This is a genomic window from Bradyrhizobium sp. CCBAU 11430 (assembly GCF_028128855.1).
In the GTDB taxonomy this organism is placed as follows: domain Bacteria; phylum Pseudomonadota; class Alphaproteobacteria; order Rhizobiales; family Xanthobacteraceae; genus Bradyrhizobium; species Bradyrhizobium ottawaense.
The window spans coordinates 32,917-52,366 of sequence record NZ_LBJV01000041.1 but is presented as its reverse complement, the minus strand read 5'-3'; the positions used below and the strand labels follow the sequence as shown (position 1 = coordinate 52,366).

Genomic DNA, 19,450 nt, shown 5'->3' with positions numbered 1-19,450 from the left:
CTCGCCGTCGCCTCCTTCACGACCTCGCTGAGCACGTCGGGAATCGTCTCCTCGAGCCCCAAGAATCGCGTGATCGTCTCGTCGGGTTCCATTTTCATCAGTTCCGCCTGGCGTCTCCAGTGCCGCGGCAGGACTTCTGAGAACTAATTGCGCAACCCTGTTTGAGACTGATTTTATTGCGTTTTTCGGTCCGGCGATCCGTTTTTGTGTCACTCTGGGGGGCGGCGCCCCACGTTCACAGGCTACCAACCAGGATTTTGGGTCATCCTTCCAGCGATGGGGAGCGGATGAACTCGTGCGGGTTCCCGTGAACATAAGGTCCTGAACCCGAAGCCGAGAAAAGCGTTGCCAAAGGACCGGGGAAGTTGTAATTTCCTCGGAGATCGCTGGATATAGGGCGTGAGCATAACCAGCCCCGCCTAGGGTAAAACTAGGACCATCCGAACGGATGGGCAGCCCTCACGGGTCAAGAGGTTCGCCCCGAGACACTTAGGTGTCGAGCAGGCCCGAAAGGGCCTGTTTCTATTTCTACCATGGCGTTCTGCGCTTTTGATCGTAGATGCGTGGGGGCAGCTTCCCCTTGAGGATCAGCCCGACCAGATTGACGAAGCGGACCTCGCCGTAAGTGGCAACATGCTTGTCGTCGGTCCGGTGGAAACCGGTACGAACCCGCATCAGCAATTTCGCATCTGCCCGGCCCTTCAACTTCTCCAAGCTCAGCGCGATGATGTAGTGCGCGTTACCCAAGTCCACGGTGAGCACTAGATAGCGGTCGCGCTCTCCCATCCACACACGGCCCCGCATCGCGCGCTCGATGTGCCCCCACATCTCCAACGACGCGGCGTACCGTTTTGTGCAGAAGCGACCATCAGTGCGGCTGCATCCGGGGAACACAGGTCGCTCATCGTTCGGCTTTGGGTCTTCCGTGAAGCAGTGATCAGAGAAGGTCAACAAGATAGGAACTTCAACGCCGCCGACCGTAACTGCAGCAATGCGGTCGTCGAGATGGCTTAGGTCGAATGTCTGGCCTCCGGTTTGGAAAGCGCCCCACGGCACCGGTATCGATCCTTCAAATGTTTCAGTTGCGTGAGCTCAGTTGCTAGTCGCAATTATCACGGTCCGCAACCAATCATCTTGACCAGATGATGCGTGGGTCTCACGGTATCGGCCGCTTCTGCAGTTCCTGGCTCGACCATTTGGGGAAGGCGCAAGAATGCCGACTGAGCCAGGTAACGGGCGCCGCGTCATCGAAGATGTGATCACATCCACGGTCCGCGTTGTCCTGCTCCGCTGGCTCCAAATATCGGCGCCCGTCATCGCCCCTGATCCGCGACTGATGGCCTATCCCGAGTGATGTAGGTGCTCTTATTTCAAAGGCTCGAAGTTGTGCCGCAGAGGACCGCAATTCCCATCCGGCGCAAGCGCATCTTCAGCGGACACATCCAGAATAAAACACCACGGCTGATTCTTGTGCTCACTGGCGAATCTGCAACCATCGCACGGATAGGGATCCTCTAGCCATGCCGGACCAGGTGTGTCATCGGCGGGCTCTTCGCGTTTGTCGCGATGCAACCGCCCATGGCATTCGTCGCACACGGCGATCAGCTCAAACAAGAACTCCCGCAAGACGTGCTTGTAGGTCAGATGGTGAACCTGGATCGCCTTTCGCTCTAGGCATCCTTCGCAAAGCCATTCGCTCGTTTGAGTACTCTAGTCCGCTTTTCGCGCCACTCGGGGCTGTCAAGATAGCGATCGTATTCACGCCGAAACCCTTCCTCGTCATTTTTCTGTATACGAACGTGCTTCTGAATTAGGTCGCTATATTCATCACCGCGCGCGCGGTGAAACGTGTTTTCAAGGTCGTCTTGCCAAGGTGGCGACGAGGCCAGTTCTGGCACTTTCCTTAGGGCAGAACCGATCGACTTTCCGCAGGTCAGGCACTGGCAGTAGAAATGCATGGCGCCTTCACCGTCCCGCCGTTGCCGAACTTCAGAACTGGAGTGCTCGCAATGACCGCCATGGTATGCTGCTAGATCGGCCTTCAATTCCGGCGTCATGTCCAGGTAATACTGCTTGCCAGTGTCGCGGTCCGTGACGTGCATCTCTGCTGCCGCTTCGAGAATCAATAGCCTCGCATTGCGTGCCCTTCTTTCCACACCAGGCTGAAGATTTTGGCCAACGATCCGGAAGAATGATTCCAAAGATCAGGACGTTCGCTCCCATGTAGGAGCATCACGCGGGGCGGCAGGTAGGCGTCCGACGGCCACGGCCCCTGGTGGTGAGAGATCAGAGTGTCATTAGGTATCTTCATTGCAGCCAGCGCCGCAATTTGATCCGGGCAATGACTGAGGTGATTGCGCAAGCGTGGAGCAAAGCCGCGGCCCCGATGGACAAGCACCGAATAACGAGGCCTACCCGGCCGGACGAGCTAGCAACTGATCGCGAAGTCCACGGTCATCAAAGGTCGGGGTGGTAAATCCGGCGGGCGTGCGGTGGAAGACGGTCGATCTTACCTCGCGAGGTCTGCGCCGTGTCGCGGCAACGGGACTGAGGCCGTAAGGCGACCTGACCGAGGCGCAGAAGTCAGCCGAGGGCATAGTAGGTGGCGGCGCCCGCCGAAGGCCCGAACGATGGAAGTGGTCAGTGGGTGATCTCGCGCGAGCCATGAACGTGGGCCTGCATTGATCATCTCCACCATGTCTTTTGCAACGGGCTGCTGTAACGCTGTTTTCTTGACTTACCCAAAAATACCCAACTTCGATCTGAATGGGTGCATAAGGGCGGAAAATCACGGCTAGCGTTACCAACACTCGCGGCCCTGGAAGACGACAGGCACGTGAATTTGAGGGCCGAAGAGCCCAGAGGAGGGACCAATGCCAAGGACGCTAGCCGCACCGCGCGGCCATTCTTACCGTTTCGTCAAAGCCGCTCTGATTTGCTCAACTCTCTTGTCCGGTGCTGCCGCATCTTTTGGCCAGGCCAAAGCGGAGGATATCAACTGGCGCCAGTTCGAGGGCGCTTCGATCGTGTGGGCTTACGACATCCATCCATATGCTGACGCGGTTGCAGCACAGCTTCCCGAGTTCGAGAAGTTGACGGGCATCAAGGTGACGCCCGAGCTTTATCCGGACGATGCCTATTGGAATAAGCTGACCATCCAGCTGAGCACAAAATCGCCCTCGTGGGACGTCGTCGGCACAGGAATTCAGCCGGCTTGGGATCTTGCGCCCGGTCAACTGCTTGAGCCGCTCGACCGCTATCTGAACGACCCTAAGCTCACATCGGCAAGCTATGACTACAAGGACTTCTTCCCCGCATTGCGTGAAGCGCTGACTTGGCAAGTCAATGGCGGGCAGATCGAACCGGGCCGGGGTCAGGTGTGGGCCATCCCGCACGGGTTCGAAAACATCCAATTGTTCTACCGTAAGGATATCCTTGACAAACACGGTATCAAGGTTCCGACAACCCCGCCGGAAATGTCGGCGGCATGCGAAAAGCTAAAATCTGCCGATCCCGCGATCACGCCCCTGGGTGTGAGAGGAGTGCGCTTTTGGAGCAGCATCCACACGGCCGCGATTTCAATCGCCAAGTCCTATGGTGTACACGACTTCGTCGTCAAGGACGGCAAGTTGGAAACCGGTCTGGATTCTCCCGAGTCGATCGCCTTCCACAAAGACTACGTGGAGATGATCAAGAAGTGTGCTGCCCCATCCTTTGCCAACGACAACTGGTACCAAGTGGTCGACGGCATCAATTCGGGTCGGACAGCGATGGCGATCGATTCCAACATGTTCGGGTTCTGGAACGATGTTGCTGGCAAGCCCGCTTCGGGCAAGATTGCCTTCGCTCCGCCACCGCGAGCTCCGAACGGCAAGACTTTCGAATCGAACATCTGGATCTGGTCCCTGGCCATGAATGCTGCTTCCCAGAAAAAGGGTGCGGCCTGGTTCTTCATTCAGTGGGCGACGTCAAAGCAGGTCGAGCTGAACGGTGCCATCGCCGGCAAGCTCGTCAACTCGCCGCGCTCTTCGACGTGGAGCGACAAGGTTTGGCTCGACTATGCGGCTAAACCGGAATTCACAAATTTCGTGGACACCTTCAAGAGTGTTCAGGACAGGGCTGCGCTCGCCTTTACGCCGCGCGTAGGATTTGCCGAGGCCATGAACGCCTGGGCAGTTGCCATGCAGAAAATGGTCAATGGTGCGGACGTGAAGGCGACCTTGGCCGACCTCGCCTCCGAGATCCGCTCCTCCATGTAAGGCAACCGGGGAGCGGCATCACCGGATTGCCGCCTCCCTACCACCGCGTATCTTTCGAGAAGTGAGCGATGAACCTTCGAGGCATCGACGCAACCGTGACGCTACAATCATCGGTAGGCCAACTGGCACCGCCTAAAAAAGAGCAGGTGCAAAACGCCGGGCAGCATGCTTTTGACTGGTGGAGCCTTGCTGCGATTGCTCCCGCGATCATCATACTGCTCGGATTTCTTTTTCTGTTTGTCTACGGCGTCTTCCAATCGCTGACCGATCTCAAGTTTGGCCGTCCCCTGGTTCGCTTCATTGGCGTCACCAACTATGAAGTGGCAATCAAGACCCAAGATTTCTGGAACAGCGTGCGGGCGACCACGGTGTATGCCTGCTCCGCGGTCCTCGCGGAAGCGTTCTCTGGGCTTGCGCTCGCTAAATTGTTCGCAAGCCGTGTGTTTCTTGCACAACTGATGCGGCCTGTCATTCTCCTTCCGTTGGTATTGCCGCCAATGAGCGTTGCCTTGATGTGGACCACAATGATGGATCCACAAAACGGGATTCTGAACTATTTGCTTTCGCTCGTCGGGATCGGCCGCTTCGCATGGATTTCGGACGCCGGTACGGCGATGTTCTCGCTAGTTCTCATCGACATATGGACTTACACACCATTTTTTGCGCTCATCATCTTCGCCGGTTTGCAGGGCATTAACGAGGAGATCAGAGAAGCCGCGCGGATCAATGGCGCTAAGGGTTGGGCGACGTTCCTCCATATTGAGCTTCCGCTCATTGCACCGTATATCCTGATCGCCGCAGTCTTTCGGCTGATCGAGTCGCTCAATCAGTTCGATATCATCTTCGGAACAACCCAGGGCGGTCCAGGTGACAGTACCTCCGTGCTCTCGGTTCGCGCCTACATCACGGCCTTTCAAAACCTCTCCTTCGGGCGTGGTGCCGCGCTCATGGTTGTCAACTGGTTGATCGTGCTTCTCGGGACCTTGGCCATGGTAAAATTGTGGCGGTTGGTTCGGCAGCGCGTAAGCTAGAGGAGGCTGGCAATGCGCTTCAATCGCTCAACGCCAGCAAGCGTGTTCCTTAATGGACTGGTTGTTGTCTGTACGCTCATCCTGACATTTCCGCTGGTCTGGATCGTGATGATGTCGCTGAAGCATCAGGCCGAGGTCATGACCTGGCCGCCGCGCTTTGTCTTCACTCCAACATTTGAAAACTTCCGCGTTTTGTTCGATGCTGCTCAGGCCGGGGCGACAAGCTACGGCACCATCAAGGTTGATTTCCTGACGCCGGTTGCCAATAGCATCGTGATATCGCTTGGCGCGGTGCTCGTATCGCTGATCGCCGGCGTGCCCGCAGGCTACGTCTTGGCAAGGCGTGATATCCCTAGGAAGGAGGAGATCGCGTTCTTCATTCTGGGCTTCCGCTTCGCGCCGGCTCTCCTTGTCGTCATACCACTGTTCAGCGTGTTCCAAACAGTTGGCCTTTATGACACCTATTTCGGCATGATCTGGGTTTATCAGGTCGTCACGCTGCCAATGATCATCTGGCTAAGCCGATCATATATCGAGGACATCCCAAAGGACATTGAGGAGGCGGCGGCCATGGATGGTGCAAAGCCGTTCCGTGTAGTCTGGCACATCGTTCTTCCGCTTCTAAAGCCCGGCCTAATCGGCGCTTCATTGCTCATTTTCTTGCTTGCCTGGCACAATTTCGCTCTCGGCCTGATCCTCAGTTCGACGAAAGCGCCGGTCACCGTCGCCCTGCTCAAGCTGCTTAATCCAGGCGTTCAGTTCTATCCGGTCATGGCTGCGGGTTTGGTGGTGACCATGATTGTGCCGGTCGTCCTGATTATCCTTGGCCAGCGTCATCTCGAACGTGGCCTTACCTTCGGGGCCGTGAAATGAGCCCCAGACCATTGATGTTCTTCGGAACGACCAATCTTGACCTCTGCTTCAACGTCGAGCGGCTTCCAACGGCGGGTGAAAGCCTGATGGGAAGCTTAAAGCAGAATGCGGGAGGCAAGGGCGCAAACCAGGCAGTCGCCGCCGCTCGATTGGGGCTTCGGCCGAGCTTCTACACCCGGCTTGGCGATGATGATGCTGGCCGATCGTTGCTGCAAGCGCTGCGTGAGGCAGGTGTCCGCCTTGATGCCATTGAGGTATGCCCGGGGGAGATATCCGGTTCTGCTCTTGTCCTCGTCGGCGACGACGGCTCCAACATGATTGTCATAGACCCGGGCGCCAATGCAAATGTCACTCCGAGCATGGTCGAGAAGGCGGCCGAATTCATTGAGCGGGACGCAATCGTCGTTGCCGAAATGGGCATGCCGATCCCCGCGCTCAATCACCTTTTTGCGTTGAAGAGCGTCAAGGAATTCGATCTCATTTTCAATCCGGCCCCCGTGAGGGCGGGCCTGTCGCCCGCGGCGTGGAGGAGTGTCGATTTCGTCACACCAAACCAGACGGAAGCTTTCGAACTCACCGGCGTCGAGGTGCATGACTTCGACGGCGCCGCTCATGCGGCCGGAAAGCTTCTCGATCTCGGTCCGAAAGCAGCGCTGATCACGCTAGGTGCGCAGGGAGCCTACTACGCCGATGCCAGCTCGACTTTCGCGCTCCGGGCATTTCCTGTGAAGGTCGTTGATACGACCGCCGCGGGAGATGCTTTTAATGGAGCTTTCGCAGCCTCTCTTGCTCATCGGTTGCCGATACGAGAAGCGATCAAAAAGGCGCTCGCGGTTGCCGCCTTATGTGTGACGCGACGTGGCGCCCAAAGATCGATGCCTAGCAGTTGGGCCGTCGACGAATTTCTGAATTCTCAATCGATCTTGGAGTTGGAATGACCGAACAGTTCTCAGTTGCAGACAGGACCGTGCTTGTGACCGGTGCAGGTGGAGGCATTGGCTCAGCCATAGCTAATGCTTTCCGTCAAGGCGGTGCGAACGTCCTGGCAACCGACGCGAATTTGGAAAACCTGCGAGTCATTCTGACTCGGTTGCCGCACGGCAATGGCATCCTACCAATGAGCATGGATGTGTCACGAGAAGATGATGTCGGCAGGGTGCTTGATGAGATCGCCAAGCGCTTCGGCAGGCTCGATGTCCTGATCAACAACGCCGGCATAAAATCGGCTCAGGCGCTTCTGACCGGAAATGCCGATCGAATCGAAAAAACCATCCAGATCAATTCCGTCGCAGTGCTTCGTTGCGCGAAGCTGGCGATTGAGCGCTTCATGAAGAGCAAGGGCGGCCGCATCGTCAATGTCGGGTCCTCGTTGTCATCTCAAGGTGCTGTTTTCAACTACCAGGCTGGCGGCGCCGACTATTGCTTGTCAAAAGCCATCGTGCACGATGTGACAAAGCTGCTCGCTTATGAATGTGCTCCGTTCAAGATCAACGTCAACGCGATTGCTCCCGGGATTATCGATACACCCATGCACGGGCGTCCGCGGGAGGAAACCGAAGCGCGCCATAGTGGCCGAATTCCGCTGGGCCGGGTCGGACTGCCGGAAGATATAGCAGGGTTTGCGGTGTTCCTGGCCAGCCCCGCAGCTTCCTACATGACCGGGCAGATTGTCCATGTGAACGGTGGGATGCTGATGAATGGTTAGCGTCAGCTCTAATATCAACTGGCCGCCGATTGAAGGGATTATCTCCGATCTGGATGGCGTCGTTTATCGTGGCGGCACCGCAATAGCGGATGCCATAGAAGCGTTTACGAGATGGCAGAAAGCAGGCGTGCCATTCTGCTTTGCGACGAACAATTCAACGCATACCCCGGAGGACGTCGTCGGCAGGCTGAGAGGATCTGGTCTTTCGATCGCACCGTCTCAGGTCGTTACAAGCGCTATCACCGCCGCAGGCCTCGTTCGAACCAATTATCCGCACCTAACACGAATCTATGTTATCGGAGCTCCCTCGCTTGTGACGGCCATGCGGGATGTTGGGCTGGAGGTCACTGACCGAGCGCCTGAAGCCGTTGTGATGGGGCTTGACCGGGATATCACGCATGAGAAGCTGCGAATCGCGGTTGAGTCAATCCTCAATGGAGCGGTGTTCATAGGAACCAATCCCGATCTTCTGCTGCCGACGGCCAGCGGGTTCGAACCTGGCGCTGGTGCGACCATTGCAGCTGTGGCCGCTGCTACGCAAGTGCAGCCTTCGATCGTTGGAAAGCCGCAAGTGCCGATGATCGAGACAGCGCTCTCGCGCCTCGGTACGAAACGCGGGTCGACCATCATGATCGGAGATCAAGTTCCTACTGATATTCAAGCCGGAAAGAGGGCGGGTCTTGCCACCGTGCTTGTTACAACCGGCGTGCCAACGCGTCAGGATCCGTCCTTGATGGCTCCCGACTTCATCGTATCGAGCTTGCGCGAGATTGAGGTAAGTGCTGCTCGCGCGGCTCAACCGCGACAGTGGAGGGCATAATGGCCGACGTTCGCCTGGAGGGCCTCAAGAAGACGTTTGGGACAATCGAGATCCTGCGTAACATCGACCTGACTATCGATCACGGCGAATTTGTCGTCTTCGTTGGTCCGTCCGGGTCGGGCAAATCGACGCTTCTGCGCATGATTGGCGGGCTCGAGCCCATCAGCGGTGGGCGGCTCCTCATCGACAATAAGCTCGTCAATGACATCGATGCGGCCGATCGCAACCTCGGCATGGTCTTTCAAAGCTACGCTCTCTATCCGCATATGACGGTGAAAGAGAACCTGGCCTTTCCCCTGCGCATGGCCAAAGCCGCGAAAGCCGAGATCGCCGCGAAGATAGCCAAAACAGCATCGCTATTGCAGATCGACCATCTATTGGAGCGCAAGCCTCGACAACTTTCAGGAGGGCAACGCCAGCGCGTCGCAATCGGGCGCGCCATCATGCGAGAACCAAAAGTGTTCCTGTTTGATGAGCCCCTGTCCAACTTGGACACCGAGTTGCGCGTGCAAATGCGTGTTCAGATCGCCAAGCTCCACAACCAGCTCGGAAACACCATGATCTATGTGACGCATGACCAGGTCGAGGCGATGACCATGGCCGACAAGATCGTCGTCCTCAAGGACGGCAACATCGAACAGGTCGGCAGCCCCCACGATCTTTATCACAATCCGGCCTCGCGCTTTGTGGCAGGATTCATCGGCTCCCCGAAGATGAACTTCCTGGACGGCAAGGTCGAGGCAGCTCACGAAAATGGCCTAGACGTGCGACTGGAGGCCGGTTCTACAATCTTCGTTCCGGTCAAGCCAGACCAAGGCCTGGTTGGCAAGCCGGTCACCGTTGGAATTCGCCCGGATGACTTCTGCTCGCCGGCACCCGGGCAGCAAGAGATCTCTATTGGGCTCGACGTGGATTTCGTTGAGCATCTCGGTAACGTCACGTACATCTACGGTGGTGCTGGACATGAAACCGTCGTTGCCAGGGCGCCACAATCCGGCTCGCGCAATCGCGCCGGAAAGCTCACTCTCTCAGCTGCTCCAGCCGATTGCCACCTGTTCATGAGCAATGGAAAGGCGGTAAGGCGGTTGCAAGCGCCTGCGACTTGGAGCTAGTCTTGACGTCAGCCGTGCAATGAGGCCGGCTCAGGATCGATACTCGGACGGCTGAGGTGAAGGGAGCCGGCATCAGGCAGTTCTTCCGGAATTCCCGCTCGTTTGTGCTTGGAGCAGGAATAGGGTCGGGCATGACCGCCAGGGCCGCCGAACGCGCAGGCGCAGACTTCGTGCTCGCGCTCAATGCTGGCCGTTTTCGCGCGATGGGCGGGTCTTCGCCCGCCTCAATTCTTCCGATACGAAACACGAACGAGTTCGTAGCTAGTTTTGGTCGAACCGAGATCCTCCCGAGCACGAAATTGCCGGTGTTTTTCGGCGCCTGTACCTTCGATCCGCAGCTCGATATCGACCGCTTTCTCGATCGCATCATCGGGTGGGGCTTTTCCGGCGTAACCAACTTCCCTTCCATTATCCATATCGATGACGTCAGAAGAGCACTTCTCGAGAAGTGTGGGCTCGGCTATGAGCGGGAAATCGAACTTCTGGTGAAGGCGGCAAGACGTGGCCTCATGACGGTCGCCTATACCCGCACTCAGTCCGAAGCACGACGAATGGTTGAAGCGGGAGCTGAGGCGATCTGCATCAACTTCAATCTCAATCGGGAGTACGAAGGCGGGACCGACCCATCCATTAGCCTATCGGAGCTGGCTGCGCGGACAAGCGCGGTCGTGCGCGCGGCTCAATCTATCGACAAGGGCGTGATCTGTTTGCTTGGTGGCGGACCGATTACCAAACCGGACGAATTGCTGGACATATGTCGCGAAACAGGTGTTAAGGGGTTCATCGGCGGCTCATCGCTCGATCGCGTCCCACTGGAGATGTCGGTCCTTGAGGTTACCTCCGGGTTCAAGACCATCCACTTGCTGCGCGAGAAGGTTGATCTGCTCGAGCGCCAGCTTCAGTTGAGCGGCTTCACCCACGGCATCGTTGCACAGTCCTCAAGCATGAAGCGTGTGCTAGAGACTGCAAGGCGCTTGGCTGGTAACACCAATCCTGTGCTGGTGTGGGGCGAAGCGGGATCAGGCAAGCGACGCATAGCCAGCCTCATTCATGCCTTCAGCGACCGAAAGCACACGAAGCCGGCGCTGTTTCAGTGTCGCCGCGGTCCGGCGATCGATACGATTGGTGCGCTGTTGGGTTCCGAGGGCCATGCGAACAGGAAACGACAACTATCGCTTCTGGAAGCCGCGAGCAATTCTACGGTTTTGCTGATGCATGTCGATCAGTTGACCTCTGACGGGCAAGAGCGTCTGGCCGACTATCTCGAGACGGGTAGTTTCACGCCCCTGTACGGCGTATCGGTTCTAAGATCGAATGCCCGCATCGTTGCAACCGCAACTGTAGCTCGCGGAGCCGGTTTGCAGAGTGTTCTATCTCCACGCCTTCATTCACTCTTTGTTGGGTTAGACATAGAGCTTCCCGCTTTGCCGAACCGGCTGGAGGACCTTCCGCAGCTCATTCAGCATTTTACCGTAGAGGCCAAGGGGGATTCGAACGCTCAGATTCTGGCGATAGAAAAATCCGCGTTCTTAGCGCTGGCAGGCCATCATTGGCCCGGAAATTTGAGAGAATTGCGCCAGATCGTCAATCAACTTGTCGCACAGAAAGATGCTCACATAGTCGCGGAGGTACTTAAGCCGTTATTGAGTAGTGGAGTACACCCCAAGCCCACATCGGCGTTCTCGGAGCGCGAGTGGATCATCGAGGGCCTGAAAAGAAACAGGCTGCATCGCGGAAAGACTGCGGATTTTCTAGGACTTTCGAGAAAGACACTTTACAACAAGATGAAGAAATTGCGGATCTTAGAGTAGCCTATTCTCGCTTTTTGCGTCCAGTTTCTTTCGAACTCGTCGCACCCGAGAGCGAGAATTGTGGTGTCGATAATTCCTGTTGGCCACCGCTGACCAATTCCATCTCGTCCTCAATCCTCATCGCAAGATCCTCTTCCCGCACATGCAATATACCTTGCAGACTGGAACTTAGTCGCCTCTCGGCCACCGTAATTTCGGATTCCGTAGTAGCAGCGAACATCGTTTTGAAGTTTAGGCTTGCGAACCATTCCATACGCCGAAGTTCGATCTCCCGGCCTGGACTTAATGGCATGCCAACCGGCGGCCACTCAATGATCGATGCAGGTGGGAAATTAACCACTCCGGAAATTCCCGCACCTTTCAATAAGTCCCGAAAATCTTCCCAGCAGGCGAAAGGGTCTATCATGACCATCGCCGCATAAACGTGAACGCATCCTTTGTCGGACAGGGCTCGCAAGTCTTGCAAAAGGCAGTCGTTCCAGTCAATGACAGGCAACGTTGCCATCACAAGCAACGACCCTTCTGGCAGGCTTCGCAAGGAAGGGGCGTAGATCCGCAGCGGCGAGCCATTGACTGCTGCCGAGACATCGGTGGTAAGCCTGGAGACAACTTTAGCCTTCACGGGTCTATCCGATCTGCTCATCTCGGAATCGTACCCTCCTATAGACGATTTTCGATCTCGTGTAGACCAGCGTTGATCCGAGCGGGAACGGAATCGTCTCGATACTAACGCGGCGGACAACTCAGGCTGCCCCCCGCCCGCCGGTGAGTCATTCTTGAGAAAGGGTGCAGAGACGCGGCCGCCGGGCGCTGATTCAATGACGGCCAGATCCGAACATGAAATACGCCGACCAGGATTGCTCTACAGGGCGGGAGCAACCTTGCCTCGGATCACAGAGCTCTAAGAGTTTATCTGTGAGACAAATGAGGTAGCGTCAGTTCGGCTTTTCCGTCCAAGACCGCGGCATTTAAGCTGGCGGCAGCAGCAGACAGAACTGGCACCGAAACTGAACTTTCGTTTGCTAGGCGTACTGCACACTCAATATCCTTTGCAGCATTCGCGATGGAGATCGCCAGTACATCAGGTTTCTCGCCCAACAAAAAGGCAGCGAAGGCTTGGAATATTCCGCTATTGGTGGAGCCACGACTAACCAAAGAGCGAAGCGTCACAAGATCGATGTCAAGACCATTTGCGAATTGGCAGACCTCTCCTGCTACCGCCGCTATTCCCATCGTCATGCTGTTATAAACAAGCTTGAGCTTGTGACCTTGTCCAACATCTCCGACATGAAATACGCTCTCGCAAAATGCACTGAGAATGCCTTCAGCAACGGGAAACAGAGCGTCACTCGATCCAACGATCGAGTTGAGAAGGCCAAACTCCGCTTGCTCGGGGCTGCGAGTTACTGGGGCGTCTATGAAGTGCAGGCCACCTTTTTGAGCCTGCTGGGCTAGAGCGATTGTCGAAGCGGGATAGGAGGTGGTGCAGTCAATTATCAAATCGCCTCGAGACAAATGAGCAAAAAGCCCATCTTGCGCAAGGCACACTTTCTCAACTTCGCGGCTCGACGGCAAAGACAACACCACAGCACTTACCTGCCGCGCCAACTCAGCGATAGAGCAATGTTCACGGGCACCCGCGCTGGTCAAGCGATCCGCACCGGCACGATTCCTGTTGGCTTTGATATGCAACTCGACTTGCCGACGCAATAGGCTCAGCCCAATTCCGGTGCCCATACGCCCGACTCCGACAAGCCCGACTTTTTGCTTCGCCGTTTTTCCGTCGGCGTTCGTTGGTGGTCCTTCGCCAATCATGATTCATGCACCCCGGAAGAACCCGTGACTTTGTAAGATGGGCAACAATTCATGATGGTTGGTAATCGTGTAGTCTGGATACGCCGCGCGCAAGCGCGCGTCCGAAACAAATCCCCCTGTAATCGATATGCTCTTCAGTCCGAGATCGCGTGCAATGTCCATTTCGACCGGCATGTCGCCGATGATGAAGGTGCAGCCAGGATCTAGTCTGTTCTTCTGCAGGTACAAACGAAGTCGTTCTCCCTTGCTCATGGACTTGTACTGAGTGGCGCGACTTTCAAAAGCCAGCACATCCTTGATGTAGTCGCTGATTCCGAGTCTTATCAATTGGGCCCGAAGGGGGGCAACTATATGATTGCTCACGATTATGGGCAGAGCGGCTTCGCGGTGTGCTAACTCCAAAATTCTGCGCGCGCCGTCGCGCAGAGCGGCCTTTTCCGCAAGAGGTTCGTAGGTATCATGAAAGACAGCACTCCCATTGTGGTCCACAGCCGCAATCTCTTGCTGCGACATCCCGAGACTACGATAAAGAATAGACAACGGAACGTCGCAGTGTTCCCGAAACGTGGCCATGTCGATCGTCGCATGGCCAAAGTGGGCTAGGATAGCGTTGGTGGTTTGGAGCAGCGCGGAAGCATCATCTAGCAATGTTCCATTCCAATCGAAAGCAAGGACTGGTTTCACTATCCAACCTCTCGCGCGATTGAATTCAAACAGGCAGTGCTGCCGACCAATGCTCGCAAATTCCTGTCTGCTCGTTGCTGTCCCGCAGGAGTAGGCATCTTGAATGTAAAGGGAGACAAGTCGAAGCCCTCCAATCTGTGAGCTAGTAACGATACCAGGAGCTGGAAGGGCAGATAGGACAGCGTGGCTGCGTTGATGCATGCCGCCATACTATCCTCGATACTTCTCAGAACTTCCGGCTTCATCCGGTGAAAGCGGAGGCTTTGCACGCGCGTTTCGGGCGGCAGGCGCTTCCATGTCTGCCAAAATACGAGCTCTTCCAGTGTGTCGATACCGATGCCGTAGTAGTTCGGAGCTACGATCGGCGGCGAACCGATTGCCCAATGTACGGCCGTGGCTCCAGCGGCAAGGAGCATTCGCGTAACGGCTCGACTCGTATCGCCACGAATGAGAGCCTCGTCGACCATTATTATTGTTTTTCTAGAGAGGTCAGGTTCCGACACTCGGTATTTTTGAGCAATGCGAGACTGTCGTTCCTCGAGCGTGCCGATAAGGGTTCGTTCAACAAATCGCGTTGCAATGACTTCGCGTCGCTCGGCGAAAACGTTGTGTCCGGCGAGCGATGCAAACAGCCCGTCCGCGTACGGGCCTCCCGTACGCGGCATGGAGGACACAATTATAGGCGTTGAGCATGATTTTGTTTGCAGTCGCTGCGAAACAGGTCCGCCCAAGGCGACCCCAATGTTGTAGCGGGTTGTGAAATGTGACTGGCCTTGGATCGTCGTGTCTGAATGTCCCAAATAGAGGGTTTCGTATGCGCAGAGTTTGGCCGTGTATCGCCCATTGCTTACGGAATGATCCTTGCTGCGTCCGGTTTGACCGTCGACATACTGTATGTGGCCGGGCGAGAGTTGCTCCGTCGTACCTTCAAAAGCAGCAAATGCGGAATCTTCGGAGGCAAATAGCAAAAACCCGTCACTTGTTCGCATGGTCTCCAAAGGGCGCAAGCCACTTTGACTGCGGTATGCGACAAGGTTTCCTTCGTGGTCCAGAACGAGCGCGCTAATGGCGCCATCAATACGCCCATCAAGCTCGCGAAAGACGGCTTCGTAATTGGTGGGGAGGCCGTGGCGCCAATACTGTTGTTCACAGGAACGTTCAATCCATTGGAGCAGGATCTCAGCGTCGCTATCAGGAACTAATGGTTGCCCTTGACCAAACAATTCTCCTCGGAGTTCTGCGGCATTGACCAAAGCTCCATCCAGAGAGATTGCTAAATGGTGGCTGACGCCCTCATTGCTTTTGATTAGGTCAAGGTTGCCATTGCTGCGGGATCGGGCATGGATCTGGGCGATTGCGACATGAGGACGAAAACTCGATTCCTGTTCAATGGGCTCTATACGCGCTGAGGCGCGCGATGAAGGAAGCGCTGTCGCATATCGAATGCCACGCTTGTACATGAACGCAGCAACTCCGACGCCGGCCTGTCCACGAAGTGTCAGTTTCGAAACAATGTGTTCGAGGCGTTCGTAGACGGTCGCGCTGGGAATTCTTGGCGGACATAAAAACGCACCCGCGACACCGGACATTCACGTTTCCTCTTAGTAGAGCTGCCTCGTTGCCTGCAAACGGGCCGAGGCATCTGGTCTAAACGGGGCTGCCTCGCGTTAAGCAATCATCGTACCAATGGTTGCGAGCTCGGCGGACACGCCACCGGAGCAATGGGACTGAAAAGTCGTGGAGTTTTTTCTGCCGGGATGAGCTTTGTTGTCTGTATCCCGACACTCGTGTCCTGACGGCGACGAGTTGGTGCGAAGAGCACAAAGCCAACCAGATGGTGTTGCCCTTAGCGCAGTCTACGGATGGCTTGAATGCGGCTTACTTGCGGCAGGTAGAGGACGTAACCAAATCCAGCGCGGCCGTGCTCGTTCAAGGCCTGCTTAGTACTTGGCCGGAATCAGCTACCGATTGATTGATCAAGAGCGTGTTGCTGGCAATGATCGGCGGGCGATAGGTGCGGTCAAGCCTATCTGGAAATAGTCGAGCGTATAGAGCGCTGACCAACATCTCGCGGTTGCCTATATTCCTGCGGAGGCAGCGCTCGCTTGGGGCAGAGCTATCGATTGTTATTAAGTACGAAAGCAGCTTCGGAAAGCTGAGACCGTAGCGAGCCGGACCGGCATCTCGCTTACGGAGTTTTCGTCCACAAGACGCCATCAGACCACACGTGCTCTACACGTCCCCACTCGCAGGCGGCCGCCACATGCGGGAAGAATCCACGTCCATTGTGGTTGGCACTCGTATTGCAAAGCAGCGGAATGCCCGTGAGCTTTTCGTATTCGACGAGAAGTTGGGCGACCGGGTGCTGAGAGTTTCTGCAAACTGTCTGCAGTCGAGCTGATCCATCAAGATGTACAACAGCAGGGATTTTGTCTCGCCATTCTGCGCGCGTCTCGTGATCGAACAACATGTAGGGGTCCGGCGTTCCCGGGTTGAAAATATCACGCGCGCGATCCTCAAGACATATCGGCGCCACCGGCCGGAAGTGCTCGCGAAGCTTGATATCGTTCAGATGATCCTTCATTTGGGATGAGGTCGCGGCCGCGAGAATGCTTCTGCTACCCAATGCCCGAGGTCCCAGTTCGGCACGGCCGGCAAGGAAAACGACGGGCTTGTTACGGGTGAGCATGGTCGCAAGTTCATGCATACTACACGGCGAGGCTTCCCAGTCGGGTGGCACGTCGCTCTTTTGTAGCGTTGGACCGCTATATACCGACCATTCAAGCGGCCCAAAGCCGTTGTCGGCCACCATTGCGCAGCACGCTGCTCCGATTGCTGAGCCGCTGTCATTCGGGAACGGGGGCACCCAGACGGCATCGAACAGGCCTGTCGCACGTAACCCGCTGTTCCATTTGATATTGAGGCCGCAGCCCCCGGCTATGCACAAATTGCGCGCCGTCAAGTGCGAATGCCGCTGCAAAGCAATGGTTAATTCGCGGACGAGCAGACGTTCGAGGAAACAATGAAAAGATGCGAGCACATCTTGGGGGCGTGCGGTCGCCAATTGTTGCGCGCTCGCGTCAAAAAAATCATGCAAACTAGACAGCGCCGATTCCATACTCTCGATGTCGGTCCGAAAGCTGGCAAGCGTCGTATCGGCCGCAAAGCGCTCCTGGTACACGTCTTGAAAGATCTTGATGATGTCTTCGTCGACAGACCCGAGCGCGATATAGGCCATTAATTTGCCGGCAACACCCAGGTTGAGCTTGCCGGCACCACCAGGGTCCACTTCGCCAGGGTCACCCAGGTCCCAGTTTGAGCGCTTGATCTGCCTATACGGGCCAAAGTGAAGCCCCGCCACGGCATAGACGTGCCCAACCATCGGGAATAGGCATTCGATGAATCGGGCGCTTCTGCGATCTACATAATAGAGACGTGGAAAGGTGCCGCCGTCCCAGACGAGGCAAAATGCAGGCTCTCCAACTTTGGCGAAGGGGCTGGTACAGTATGCCGACGCCACATGGCTAGCGACATGCGGAAAGCTTCTATAAGGAAAATCTCTGCCGTTGAGCCTCAGACCAACGGCGTCCCGCGAGGTGAGAAGTCCTTCTGGACGACACTCGACATACGGCCCGCCTTTTAGAGTGACGGGTGCAGTGCCGCTGAAGACCCGGAACTGTGACTTCACTCTTCCCGCCCAACCATCGACTACAAACTTGTCAACTTCCTGTGGATCCAGACCATGCTCCGCCAAGGCATCGACAATCGCATCAAGGTTGTCGATCGTTTGATATCGCGGATTATTGTTGCGCTTCTCCTGCTCGACGCAAAAAATAAGCCGGTCGTCCTGAATCAGAGCAACTGCTCCGTCATGCGACAGCTTGATACCGCAAATGCGCATAGTGCCTCCCTTTTTGCGCGACATTCAATGTGAGCTGAGAATCGAGCTGGACGCCGGGAGCCTGGAAGCAGGCGCTTTTCACAGTCGATTCCATCTCCTGGCACGCTTTGCTTGTGTTCGACTTCGGTTACTGTTCATGCCGTAACTCGTCTCGATAAGCGTTTCCGGATTGGCGCCCAGCCTCTACCACGGAAGTCCCATCGTAGATGCCGGGCGAGCAGTGCACGATTGAAGTCAATACAAGTGGGAGCAAGTCAGCAGCAGACAGCCGCAGCATGTCGCGGATTTCGGGTTCATCCCTCTGCTGGCCTTTGCCCCGGCTCGTCGCCGAAAGGAGCGAAGCCCGTCACCCAAATGTGTGACAGCCGCCTTGATGCCCTCCACAGGCCAGACGCGATCGGTGGGCGAGACGGTAGCGATTGGTCGAAATGCCAAGTCGGGCTTCGTTCGGTTGAGAGTTCTTGTTACCACACGCTGTGCTACCACCACATCGCTACTTTGATCGTCGGAAAAGCTGAGCTTTTAATGCTTCTCAAATCCGACCATTTTCATAGTCCAGCGGTTGACGCCTCCCTTATCGTTGCGATGAACGAACATCTTCCTGATCGTTGTCTCGAGAGTTCTGCGTTCGATTCCGGATAGGAACGGGATGTCAAGCTGACGGGTCTGAGTGAATTTCTCCACGACCGTCTCGGTTGAATCGCAGGGCGGGAGCTGTGAGGCAATCCCGTGCGTGGTGTGGAGATCCTCGATAAAGTAGAACCCTCCCGGCTCGACGATCGGAAACAACTTCGCTAGAGCAAGCTGCTGATGATAAGCAGCGTGTGAAGCATCATCGATAATGATCTTTACTGGAGGGAGCGAATTCGCAAGGTGTTCCAGGGCTGCAGCATCGCCCATGTCAAGGCGTTCGAAGCGGAAGCGATCCATTTTGAAGGCACTGAAATCTGCGATGTCGCAGCCGACGATCTCGGCGTTGGGAAAGAACTCCAACCACATCTTGATAGATGGAATATCGTCAACCTTGCGACCGACCATTATATTAGGATCGAGAGAACCGTTCCCGTGCTGCAATCCAATCTCGACCATCGTGAAGGGTTCGTGCCGGAATTCCTCGAACAAAAAAGAGTAGAAGCCGGTGTAGCCATGGGCGTCGCCAATTTCATCCCCCTTATCGGTTCCTAGGGTATTTGCTCGTTTGGTCAAATTTGGAAAGCTCATTGCAACACTCACCTGGATCATTTCGGCCGGATATCTTGTTCGTTTCAAATAGAGTGCCAAAAGAGCAGTACTGATTTCGATGGCCAATTTCCATTTGGGAGCTGTCGCAAGCGGGACAAACGGGCGCAAATCCGACAACCTGTTGTAGTCATGATGAAGCTGCGCCGTCATCCATCTCTGCGCGATGAACGAATGCGCCAGAGACATGCGAAGTCGAA

General features: G+C 56.0%; 17 protein-coding genes. 8 read left to right on the top strand and 9 right to left on the bottom strand.

What is annotated here, in order from left to right; genetic code table 11:
- Positions 1-528: 528 nt before the first annotated feature.
- The 3 genes from XI04_RS10950 to XI04_RS10940 all read right to left on the bottom strand — a co-directional run bounded on the left by XI04_RS10950 (position 529) and on the right by XI04_RS10940 (position 2,201).
- Entirely contained in the window at positions 529-1,056 is a 528-nt protein-coding gene (locus XI04_RS10950; RefSeq protein ID WP_271623689.1) for a hypothetical protein, read from the bottom strand.
- 309 nt (positions 1,057-1,365) lie between these two features.
- The gene (locus tag XI04_RS10945) at positions 1,366-1,614 is read right to left on the bottom strand and encodes a hypothetical protein (protein ID WP_271596574.1); all 249 of its coding nucleotides are present in this window, start codon (positions 1,612-1,614) and stop codon (positions 1,366-1,368) included.
- Between the two features lie 56 nt (positions 1,615-1,670).
- Positions 1,671-2,201, bottom strand: coding sequence for a hypothetical protein (locus tag XI04_RS10940; protein WP_271623688.1), 531 nt, complete (start codon positions 2,199-2,201; stop codon positions 1,671-1,673).
- Positions 2,202-2,873: 672 nt separating this feature from the next.
- Between XI04_RS10940 and XI04_RS10935 the strand changes: the two genes are divergently transcribed.
- The 8 genes from XI04_RS10935 to XI04_RS10900 all read left to right on the top strand — a co-directional run bounded on the left by XI04_RS10935 (position 2,874) and on the right by XI04_RS10900 (position 11,611).
- Positions 2,874-4,259: an ABC transporter substrate-binding protein gene (locus XI04_RS10935; protein ID WP_271623687.1), complete on the top strand. Its 1,386-nt coding sequence runs from the start codon at positions 2,874-2,876 to the stop codon at positions 4,257-4,259.
- Positions 4,260-4,327: 68 nt separating this feature from the next.
- On the top strand, positions 4,328-5,290 hold the full coding sequence (locus tag XI04_RS10930; RefSeq protein WP_271596571.1) for a carbohydrate ABC transporter permease: 963 nt from the start codon (positions 4,328-4,330) through the stop codon (positions 5,288-5,290).
- Positions 5,291-5,302: 12 nt separating this feature from the next.
- Positions 5,303-6,163, top strand: coding sequence for a carbohydrate ABC transporter permease (locus XI04_RS10925; RefSeq protein ID WP_271623686.1), 861 nt, complete (start codon positions 5,303-5,305; stop codon positions 6,161-6,163).
- Positions 6,160-7,101, top strand: a complete 942-nt coding sequence (locus XI04_RS10920; RefSeq protein ID WP_271623685.1) for a ribokinase — start codon at positions 6,160-6,162, stop codon at positions 7,099-7,101. Before XI04_RS10925 ends, XI04_RS10920 begins: the two co-directional genes overlap by 4 nt.
- Positions 7,098-7,868: an SDR family NAD(P)-dependent oxidoreductase gene (locus tag XI04_RS10915; RefSeq protein ID WP_271596568.1), complete on the top strand. Its 771-nt coding sequence runs from the start codon at positions 7,098-7,100 to the stop codon at positions 7,866-7,868. Before XI04_RS10920 ends, XI04_RS10915 begins: the two co-directional genes overlap by 4 nt.
- Positions 7,861-8,688: an HAD-IIA family hydrolase gene (locus XI04_RS10910; protein ID WP_271623684.1), complete on the top strand. Its 828-nt coding sequence runs from the start codon at positions 7,861-7,863 to the stop codon at positions 8,686-8,688. Before XI04_RS10915 ends, XI04_RS10910 begins: the two co-directional genes overlap by 8 nt.
- Positions 8,688-9,800 carry an ABC transporter ATP-binding protein gene (locus tag XI04_RS10905; protein WP_271623683.1) on the top strand — a complete coding sequence of 371 codons (1,113 nt, stop codon included), beginning with the start codon at positions 8,688-8,690 and terminating at the stop codon, positions 9,798-9,800. The genes XI04_RS10910 and XI04_RS10905 overlap by 1 nt, the downstream gene beginning before the upstream one ends.
- A gap of 131 nt (positions 9,801-9,931) precedes the next feature.
- Complete coding sequence (locus tag XI04_RS10900; protein WP_271623682.1) at positions 9,932-11,611, top strand: phosphoenolpyruvate hydrolase family protein; 1,680 nt, start codon at positions 9,932-9,934, stop codon at positions 11,609-11,611.
- Position 11,612: 1 nt separating this feature from the next.
- Here the strand turns inward: XI04_RS10900 and XI04_RS10895 are convergent, their stop codons facing one another.
- The 6 genes from XI04_RS10895 to XI04_RS10870 all read right to left on the bottom strand — a co-directional run bounded on the left by XI04_RS10895 (position 11,613) and on the right by XI04_RS10870 (position 19,403).
- On the bottom strand, positions 11,613-12,233 hold the full coding sequence (locus XI04_RS10895) for a hypothetical protein (RefSeq protein WP_271623681.1): 621 nt from the start codon (positions 12,231-12,233) through the stop codon (positions 11,613-11,615).
- Between the two features lie 287 nt (positions 12,234-12,520).
- Entirely contained in the window at positions 12,521-13,426 is a 906-nt protein-coding gene (locus XI04_RS10890; protein ID WP_271623680.1) for an NAD(P)-dependent oxidoreductase, read from the bottom strand.
- A gap of 3 nt (positions 13,427-13,429) precedes the next feature.
- Entirely contained in the window at positions 13,430-14,110 is a 681-nt protein-coding gene (locus tag XI04_RS10885; protein ID WP_271623679.1) for an HAD family hydrolase, read from the bottom strand.
- On the bottom strand, positions 14,110-15,699 hold the full coding sequence (locus tag XI04_RS10880; RefSeq protein WP_271623678.1) for a hypothetical protein: 1,590 nt from the start codon (positions 15,697-15,699) through the stop codon (positions 14,110-14,112). The genes XI04_RS10885 and XI04_RS10880 overlap by 1 nt, the downstream gene beginning before the upstream one ends.
- Before the next feature lie 599 nt (positions 15,700-16,298).
- The gene (gene nodU, locus XI04_RS10875) at positions 16,299-18,011 is read right to left on the bottom strand and encodes a nodulation protein NodU (RefSeq protein WP_271623677.1); all 1,713 of its coding nucleotides are present in this window, start codon (positions 18,009-18,011) and stop codon (positions 16,299-16,301) included.
- A 522-nt stretch (positions 18,012-18,533) separates the two neighbouring features.
- The gene (locus tag XI04_RS10870) at positions 18,534-19,403 is read right to left on the bottom strand and encodes a hypothetical protein (RefSeq protein WP_271623676.1); all 870 of its coding nucleotides are present in this window, start codon (positions 19,401-19,403) and stop codon (positions 18,534-18,536) included.
- Between the last annotated feature and the right edge of the window lie 47 nt (positions 19,404-19,450).

Coding starts and splice junctions, on each gene's coding strand:
- XI04_RS10935 (WP_271623687.1), top strand. CDS start 2,874: ATGCCAAGGACGCTAGCCGCACCGCGCGGCCATTCTTACCGTTTCGTC.
- XI04_RS10930 (WP_271596571.1), top strand. CDS start 4,328: ATGAACCTTCGAGGCATCGACGCAACCGTGACGCTACAATCATCGGTA.
- XI04_RS10925 (WP_271623686.1), top strand. CDS start 5,303: ATGCGCTTCAATCGCTCAACGCCAGCAAGCGTGTTCCTTAATGGACTG.
- XI04_RS10920 (WP_271623685.1), top strand. CDS start 6,160: ATGAGCCCCAGACCATTGATGTTCTTCGGAACGACCAATCTTGACCTC.
- XI04_RS10915 (WP_271596568.1), top strand. CDS start 7,098: ATGACCGAACAGTTCTCAGTTGCAGACAGGACCGTGCTTGTGACCGGT.
- XI04_RS10910 (WP_271623684.1), top strand. CDS start 7,861: ATGGTTAGCGTCAGCTCTAATATCAACTGGCCGCCGATTGAAGGGATT.
- XI04_RS10905 (WP_271623683.1), top strand. CDS start 8,688: ATGGCCGACGTTCGCCTGGAGGGCCTCAAGAAGACGTTTGGGACAATC.
- XI04_RS10900 (WP_271623682.1), top strand. CDS start 9,932: ATGACCGCCAGGGCCGCCGAACGCGCAGGCGCAGACTTCGTGCTCGCG.
- XI04_RS10890 (WP_271623680.1), bottom strand. CDS start 13,426: ATGATTGGCGAAGGACCACCAACGAACGCCGACGGAAAAACGGCGAAG.
- XI04_RS10880 (WP_271623678.1), bottom strand. CDS start 15,699: ATGTCCGGTGTCGCGGGTGCGTTTTTATGTCCGCCAAGAATTCCCAGC.
- nodU (WP_271623677.1), bottom strand. CDS start 18,011: ATGCGCATTTGCGGTATCAAGCTGTCGCATGACGGAGCAGTTGCTCTG.
- XI04_RS10870 (WP_271623676.1), bottom strand. CDS start 19,403: ATGACGGCGCAGCTTCATCATGACTACAACAGGTTGTCGGATTTGCGC.